This window comes from Sphingobium sp. UBA5915, assembly GCF_002431195.1.
GTDB classification, from domain to species: domain Bacteria; phylum Pseudomonadota; class Alphaproteobacteria; order Sphingomonadales; family Sphingomonadaceae; genus Sphingobium; species Sphingobium soli.
Genome location: NZ_DJDV01000029.1, coordinates 1 through 7,319, shown reverse-complemented (window position 1 = coordinate 7,319; position 7,319 = coordinate 1). Strand labels below are relative to the sequence as shown.

General features: G+C 67.4%; 11 protein-coding genes. 3 read left to right on the top strand and 8 right to left on the bottom strand.

Features of this window, described 5'->3' with window-relative positions; translation table 11 throughout:
* The 5 genes from B2V90_RS04355 to B2V90_RS04335 all read right to left on the bottom strand — a co-directional run.
* Positions 1-185 (bottom strand): head-tail connector protein (locus B2V90_RS04355; RefSeq protein WP_293919812.1); only part of this gene is annotated, 185 nt, incomplete at its 3' end.
* The gene (locus tag B2V90_RS04350) at positions 185-463 is read right to left on the bottom strand and encodes a hypothetical protein (RefSeq protein ID WP_228220470.1); all 279 of its coding nucleotides are present in this window, start codon (positions 461-463) and stop codon (positions 185-187) included. The genes B2V90_RS04355 and B2V90_RS04350, both read right to left, overlap by 1 nt.
* Positions 460-630: a hypothetical protein gene (locus tag B2V90_RS04345; RefSeq protein WP_228220471.1), complete on the bottom strand. Its 171-nt coding sequence runs from the start codon at positions 628-630 to the stop codon at positions 460-462. Before B2V90_RS04345 ends, B2V90_RS04350 begins: the two co-directional genes overlap by 4 nt.
* Positions 627-2,123, bottom strand: coding sequence for a tail fiber domain-containing protein (locus tag B2V90_RS04340; RefSeq protein WP_228220472.1), 1,497 nt, complete (start codon positions 2,121-2,123; stop codon positions 627-629). Before B2V90_RS04340 ends, B2V90_RS04345 begins: the two co-directional genes overlap by 4 nt.
* A gap of 87 nt (positions 2,124-2,210) precedes the next feature.
* Entirely contained in the window at positions 2,211-3,326 is a 1,116-nt protein-coding gene (locus tag B2V90_RS04335) for a phage major capsid protein (protein WP_228220473.1), read from the bottom strand.
* Between the two features lie 162 nt (positions 3,327-3,488).
* Here B2V90_RS04335 and B2V90_RS04330 point away from each other — a divergent pair, with 162 nt between their 5' ends.
* Positions 3,489-4,157, top strand: a complete 669-nt coding sequence (locus B2V90_RS04330) for a phytanoyl-CoA dioxygenase family protein (protein ID WP_228220474.1) — start codon at positions 3,489-3,491, stop codon at positions 4,155-4,157.
* Positions 4,158-4,229: 72 nt separating this feature from the next.
* A complete protein-coding gene (locus B2V90_RS04325; protein WP_228220475.1) occupies positions 4,230-4,769 on the top strand; it encodes a hypothetical protein in 540 nt (179 codons plus the stop codon).
* Between the two features lie 41 nt (positions 4,770-4,810).
* Here the strand turns inward: B2V90_RS04325 and B2V90_RS04320 are convergent, their stop codons facing one another.
* Together B2V90_RS04320 and B2V90_RS04315 are read right to left on the bottom strand one after the other, a co-directional pair.
* Positions 4,811-5,272, bottom strand: coding sequence for an HK97 family phage prohead protease (locus B2V90_RS04320; RefSeq protein WP_228220476.1), 462 nt, complete (start codon positions 5,270-5,272; stop codon positions 4,811-4,813).
* The gene (locus B2V90_RS04315) at positions 5,269-5,577 is read right to left on the bottom strand and encodes a DUF6127 family protein (RefSeq protein ID WP_228220477.1); all 309 of its coding nucleotides are present in this window, start codon (positions 5,575-5,577) and stop codon (positions 5,269-5,271) included. Before B2V90_RS04315 ends, B2V90_RS04320 begins: the two co-directional genes overlap by 4 nt.
* Before the next feature lie 46 nt (positions 5,578-5,623).
* Here B2V90_RS04315 and B2V90_RS04310 point away from each other — a divergent pair, with 46 nt between their 5' ends.
* Positions 5,624-5,791 (top strand): hypothetical protein, encoded by a 168-nt coding sequence (locus tag B2V90_RS04310; RefSeq protein ID WP_228220478.1) that lies wholly within the window; start codon positions 5,624-5,626, stop codon positions 5,789-5,791.
* Between the two features lie 180 nt (positions 5,792-5,971).
* Here the strand turns inward: B2V90_RS04310 and B2V90_RS04305 are convergent, their stop codons facing one another.
* Positions 5,972-7,093: a phage portal protein gene (locus tag B2V90_RS04305; protein ID WP_228220479.1), complete on the bottom strand. Its 1,122-nt coding sequence runs from the start codon at positions 7,091-7,093 to the stop codon at positions 5,972-5,974.
* Positions 7,094-7,319 lie beyond the last annotated feature (226 nt).

Here is a 7,319-nt window from a genome sequence, read left to right as displayed (position 1 = left end):
AGATCGGAAGAGCGTCGCGCATCGCGTGCGATCAGCCACTGGCCGACAAATTGCTCGCACAGCGCGCTCGCCCCGCGCAGCAATCCGGCCAGCACCGCGTCCTCGTCGTCATGCGCGATCCGCAGATAGGCCTTCAATTCCGCCAGTGGCGCCGCCAGCGCCCCGCTCTCCTGCTGTGCCAGCATCAGCGTTCCTCCACCCGCATCGTCACCGACCGTTCATCCGCCTGCCCGTCGGACAGGGTGACGCGATTAGTCAGCCGATAAACCTGGCCCACCCGCCCGCCGGCCACCCGCGCGCTGCTGCGCTGTGCCTCGAACGCGCCTTCCTCGACGACAATCCCGCCGGCTTCCTCCGGCTCGACCGTCCAGTCACTGGCGATCAGGCTCTGCCCGGCCAGATAGGCGGACCAGTCGATCGCATGGTCGACCCGCGCCTGCGGGTCCTTCAACAACAGGCTCATCTGATCTTGCTCCCCATCTTCGCCGCGATCCGGATCGCCGGCGCGCGCGCGTCGATCCGCACGTCCAGCCCCGGCCGCACGCCCATGCCCCATGGCCCGCTCCATCCGGGCCGATCCGCGCCACCATCCCCGATCGGCTGCGCCCCCAGCGCCTCGCCCTGCATCATGCGCTCGTCTCCAGCGCCACGATCCGCGCCTCCAGCCGCGCGATACGCCGCCGCTGCCAGGCCGCCTCCAGCGCCAAACACTCCTCATAGCGCAGCCCCCAGCGGTCGCCCGCCGCGCGCCCTGGCGTCACCACGCCATCATCGTCCGTTTCCGCGTCCCGCGCGTCCCAGCTGTCATGGCACAGCAGCCCCAGCCGCACCGCCGCGCCCATGCCCAGCCGCGCGTCGATCGCATCGCGCACCTCCTGCGCCACCAGCCCCAGATGCGTGCGCGCGGCGTCGCCCTTGGCCGCCACCGCTTCGCCAAAGCGATATTGCCGCCAGTCCACCGCGCCCCAGGCGTCGATCAACGCCTCGTCAATATCCGCCAGGTCCTGTTTCGACCGCGCGTCGGACGTGCTGATCGTCCCGCTCGCGGCATAGATGGCCGACCATCGCGCCGCCCCGCTCCCCAGCGCAAAGCCGTTGTCGGACGATGGCGCAACCGCGCCGAACGCAGTGATCGCCTGGTGCTCCAGCCGCAGCGTCTCCTGCATCGCCGACGATCCGGTCCGACCGACATAGAAATTCATCCGCGACGCCAGATTGTTGGTGGCCGGTGCCGCGCCGACATAGGTGGTGCGCACCCGCGACAGCTCGACGAAATCGCCGCCAATCTGCCCCCACACATTATAGTCGCCAATGACGTCGCCGCTTGCAATGTCGGCCCGCGCCGCTAGCGTGCCATTGGCGCGATAAAGCCGGTTGTTCGCCAGCGCGCCGGTGCCCACCACGCGAAAACTGCCCTGGCCGCCATCCATCACCACGGACACCGCCGGCCCCATCACGCTGACCCGACCCATCCAGCCTTCGGTGGGATAGGCCTCGCCCGTCATCGTATTGATGTGCAGCTCTGCGTCACCCATGCGCTGCACGCCGCTCGCGCCCAGCGCGCCGATCCGGGCGCGCACGCTCCCCGCATCGCCCTGTTCCAGCAGCGACCGGCCGAACGCCGTGGTAGCCAGCGCCGCGATGGCGTCCAGCTGCCCGCTCGCCGCCTGCTTGCCTGCCAGCGCCCCGCTCAATCCATCGATCGCCCGGGCGGCCGCATCCACCGTAGCGCCTAGCTGCTCCATGTTCGCCAGCGCTTCGGCCAGCCCGGCAATTTCGGCCATGGCATGACCATGATCTTCGACCGCCGCGATCCAGCCGGCATGTGGGGTCAGCGTCACGCGCTTTTCACCCAGTCCGAAATCCACCGCCGCGCCGCCCGCCGAAGAGGCCAACGGCGTCCGCACCAGCCGCCCGCTTGCGTCCAGCGCGCCGCTGCCCGCCTCCCATTGCGGCGCGTCGCCTGCGCCCACAATGACATAAGGAAAAGCTGCGCCCGTCCCTACCGCGTCCGCAAAGCGCCTATAGCCTGCCGCCGCCCCGCTCAACGCCAGCGGCCCTGTCCCTTCGTCATGGCACAGCTCGCGCACCAGCTCCGCCATTTCCAGCCCCGTGATCGCCACGCCCCGCTCCCCTGCCAGTCTCGACACAAAAAAGGGGGGAAGGCACATGCCTCCCCCCACCAAGTCATCCGCTTGCCGTCTCGCCGTTTACGACGCAGCGAACTTCATCAGCTTGATCGCCTCGCTATTGGCCACGCCGCCGCCAATGCGCTTGACCGCGTAGAAATGGACGAACGGCTTGTTGCTGAACGGATCGCGCAGGATGCTCGTCTCGCTGCGTTCGGCGATGACATAGCCCATCGCGAAATTGCCAAAGGCGATGGACAGGCTGCCCGCGGCAATGTCGGGCATATCCTCGGCCTCGACCACCGGATATCCCAGCAGGGTCGCGGGCTGGCCAGCGCTCAGGCCCGGTTGCCACAGGAACGCACCATCGCTCGTCTTCATCTTGCGGATGACCGACAGCGTCGCCGAATTCATGACAAAACACGCCCCCTGGCGATAGGGCGCGCGCAGGCTCTGGATCAGGTCGATCAGCCTGTCCTGCGGGTTGCTCGCCGCAAAGCCGCCCGCCGCGCCCGACGCCACATATTGCAGCGATCCGAACGCACGCACCGTATCGCCTTCATTCGTGGTCGTATAGGTCAGGAAACCCTTGGGCTTGTTCGTCCCATTGCCGGTCACAAAGGCCGCGCCCTCGGCCACCGCGAACTCGCGGGCAATCTCGCTCGCCAGCCAGCCTTCGACATCGAACTGCGCGTCGTCCAGCATCGCCTGGGATGCCGCCGGGTTGGCGAACAGTTCGCCGCCCGGCGGCACGATCTCGTTGAAGCTCGGCGTCCCCGTCTCGCCCCGCGCGCCCGTCTCGCTCGCCCATCCCGACACGATGCCGCCGGCATTCACCAGCTTGCGGTATCCCGCGCTCCCCGTGCGGACCACATTGGCGATGGCGCGGATCGGCGACATGGCTTTGAGCGTCGATCCGATCAGCTGATCAATCTCGCGCGGCACCGCATAGCCGCCCGCCGCGCCCGACGCGCCCGAAAAGCTCTTCAGCTCAACGCCCGCCTCATGCCCCTGCCGCACATAGCGATCCACGAACGCCGCCCGCGCCGGGTCCTCCATCCCGCCTTTGACGCCATCGAGCGCCGGCCGCTGCGCGCTCAGCAACGCCCCTTTCAGCGCCGCCACCTCCTGCGCCAGTCCCGCAATCCGCTCCCCCTGCGCCACCATGTCCAGGCTCGCTTCCAACTGATCCGTCATGCCCGTCTCCACAAAAAAGGGCGGCCCAAAATGGACCGCCCATAATTTCCTCGCCCCTTTTGGGGGAGAGGATACAAAGTCTTGGCGGCGCAGCCGCCTGGATGCCGTTGGAGAGGGGGCCGGCCCCTTGCCCCCGCTCAGCCCTTCGCCCATGAAGTCGTCATGCGCCCAAGTCTTGACACCCACGGAGCCTTTCATGTCCGCTCCGCTCTTAATGCTGCGGCGCTTGCCACCATAGAATCCGCGCTCTCAGATCTGCCGCCCGGCCAGCCCGGTCTGCGTCTCGCCAGCCTGCCCGCCCTCGCCAGCATGCTCAGCGCCACCGGCGCGATCGGCCGCCACGCCGCCGCCCATCAAGGCCCGACCACAAAAGCGGTACGCGCCATCCTCTTCGACAAAAGCCCCGTAACCAACTGGGCGCTCGGCTGGCATCAGGACCGCACCATCGCCGTACGCACCCGCATCGGCACACCGGGCTTCGGCCCCTGGACGCTCAAGTCCGGCATTCAGCACGTCGCGCCGCCGCAATCCCTGCTTGATCGGATGCTCACCCTGCGCATCCATCTCGACCCCGTCGACACAGACAATGCTCCGCTGCTGATCGCCCCCGGCTCGCACCGCCACGGCCGCATCCCCGAAACCGATGTCGCCGCCCTCGTCGCCCGCTGCGGGACGCACGCCTGCCTGGCGGAGCGCGGCGACATCTGGCTCTACGCCACGCCCATCCTTCACGCCTCCAACGCCGCTACTAATCCCCGCCACCGCCGCGTCCTGCAACTCGACTATAGCTCAGATAACTTGCCCAACGGGCTTGAATGGCTGGGGGTGTGAGATGCTATCTAGAACCGGACCGTTCGCTCGCTAGGAAATACAATGCGTCATCTAAAAGGCTATGCCGCCATCTTGGCCCTGAACATCACAGCCTGCGACGAACGCGCAACGCCCATCCGTGGATACCAGCGTTTCAGCGATGGCGTGGCCAGCAAGGCGGGCGGCCTCCTGGGGTACCCATGCAGCCAAAAGGAAACCATCGATGGAATAGTTGTCTACGGTCGCATCCCGGCCGAGCAATGTTATAGGCTACTGCCTGCCAGACGATACAAAGGCATCTGGCTCGACGAATTCGAAGGATCGCGCTTTTTCGAGGGCGCGTCCACGCCGGCTGAGGTGAAATCCCGCTATCGCGCCCTCCGGGGTCGTCAAGGACGCGGCGCGGAATGGCTGAACTTTTCGCAAAGTCTCGAACCCTCGCTCAGAAGGCGTCACGACAACGATCATTCGACAATGTTCCTTATCGACTTTGTCGGTCGACGCGCAGCCTACAAGGGCAGATATGGCCATATGGGTGTCTATGACAGCCTCATGATCGTCGATAAGGTCAACGATGCCGAATTCATCTATTTGTCGCCGTCAGCCTACCTCTCCGACGAATTTACGTCGTAAATTCGGCGGTAACGCGACCAAAGAAGCATCAACCTTATAAATCACCCCTCCACCGCCACTACCCGCGCCAGATCCTGCATCGGGTGCATCACCACGCTCACCTCCACCAGTTCCAGCGCCAGCAATTCGCGCGGCCTTGCCCCCCGAGCCGTCTTCACCCGATATCCGAAACTCAGCCCATCGACCGCGCCCTGCGCGATCGCCGACGCCGCCTCGCGCCCGGCCGCGCTTGCGCGTGACACGCGGCCGATCACGCGCAGCCCGCGCGCGTCCTCCCGCGCGCTTTCCACCACGCCGATGACGCTTGCCGGCCCATGCTGCCACAGCAGGGGCACGCCCGCCGCCGCCACATCGCCAAACGCCCCCGCCCGCACGACATCGCCGCCCCGATCCACCCGGTCGAAGATCGCTGCATAGCCCGCAAAGCGCAGGTCGCCTGTCGCCCCCCCCTCCGTTCGCTTCGAGCGAAGTCGAGAAGTCGCCAGCACCACCTCGCCACTCATGCCTTCACCAACCCGACCAGCCCAACCTTCACCGCCACCCCCAGCAGCACCAGCGCCATGCCGATCCGCACGATCCAGCCGATCACCGCCCCGCGCGCCGCCTTCTTCGCGTCGCGCCAGGCGGACAGCAATTCACGCAATTCGCGCACATCCTGTTCCGCGCCCCGATCGCTCAGCCCCAGCCGCTCCAGCGCCCGCCCCGCGCCCAGATCGCTCGCCTCCTCGATCAGCGCGCGGATCGTCACCATGTCGGCCACCTGCCCCTGCGCCTGCGCGACCAGCCGCGCCAGCATCTCCTCCTTCATCGCCCCCTCCTTTTCATGTCGATCCCACGCGCCTATCTCCCGCGCCATGAAGCGCCCCACCCGCAAAATCCTGATCGTCCTCGTCATCGCCGCGCTCGGCCTTGCCGGCTGGCATTTTGGCCTCGACCGCGCGGGCGACTGCCTGCTCCAGGGCGGCCACTGGAACTGGGGCGGCGGCTTCTGCCGCCTCGACAGCCTCGCCCACGCTGGCTAAACTTTGCGTCAAGACCATGAGATGGTCGAGATTTGGCTCAGGCCGAGGCGAAAATGATGCATTTCGAGAACCTCGAAGCGAGCCACGTGTCTCGCTTCGACGCAGCGTGCTTAATGCACGTGAGCACCGGAAGCGCAGAAAGGTGTCATTTGCAGACCGGCTTGGGCCAAATATCGGCCATCACATCCCCAGCATCGCCTTCTTTTCCTCCGCGCTCAGGAAATCCGCACTCGCCACCCGCTCCCACAGCGCCGCACGCTCGTCCGACAGCGCCGGCACCGCGTCCAGATCCGGCTCCAGTTCCAGCCCCGGCCACCAGCCCGCCAGCCCCTGGGCCAGTGCCGCGCCAATCTTCGTCACCAGCGGCAAGATGGCCTGCCGCCACAACGCCTTGTTGGCCTCGCGATAATTGGCGTAGCTATTGTCGCCGGGCAGGCCCATCAGCATCGGCGGCACCCCGAACGCCAACGCGATCTCGCGCGCCGCCGCCGCCTTCAACCCCACGAAATCCATCTCGGCCGGCGTCAGGCTCATCGCCTTCCAGCTCAGCCCCCCTTCCAGCAGCATGGGCCGCCCGGCATTGGCCGCGCCGGCAAAGGCCGCCTCCATCTCGCGCTTCACCCGCTCAAACTGTTCGGGCGACAGCACCGACCCGTCGCCCGGCTCATAGACCATCGCCCCGCTCGGCCGCGCCGCATTGTCGAGCAGCGCCTTGTTCCACACGCTCGCCGCATTGTGGATCGCCACCGCGCCCGCCGCCGCGCCGACGCAGCCCAAGCCATAATGATCGTCCAGCGGATGCAGCGCCTTCATATGCAGCACGCTCGTCCGCCCGGCGGCATCTTCGGGGTGCAGCCGCGTCACGCTCTCACCCACGCGATACAGATAGGCCGCCGGCCATCCGCGCGCATCCGCCTCCACGCTGACCCGTTCGGGCCGCAGCGCGAACAGTTCGGCCGGCATGCCGTCCGCGCCCGCCATCACCTGCACATAGCCATTGCCGTGCAGCAGCAAATGGCAGGCCAGCGTCTCGATCAGGCCCTGCCCCGCCGACGCCCGGCCGACCAGCGCCCGCACCCGCGCATCCTCCGCGATCCCCCGCACCTTGATCGCGCAGGCGCCCGCCCCCTCCGACACCAGCCGCATCGCCCGCTGCGCCACCGGATTGCCCATGACGCCCGCGCGCAATTGCGCCTCGTAACTGGCGGGCCACTCCCCCAGCGCCACCGCGCCCGTCCCCCAGGCACGCGCCAACACCGGCCGCGCATCCCCCTGCGCAGCCTTCGTCCCGAACCATTTCATGGATTGCTCCCCAAAAACAAAACCCTCTCCCCACAAGGGGGGAGAGGGCTAGTGAAGGTTAGCGGCTCCGCCGCTTACCGAAACTGGGAGAGGGGGCCTGCGCACCCGCCCCGATATTCAGGGATTGCGCGCCAGCACCCGGTCACATTCCGAATTGGTGCCCTCGCTCTTGCCGATCCCCCGGCCCGCGACGGCGCCGGCCGCGCCCGCCAGCAGGCTCTCGCCC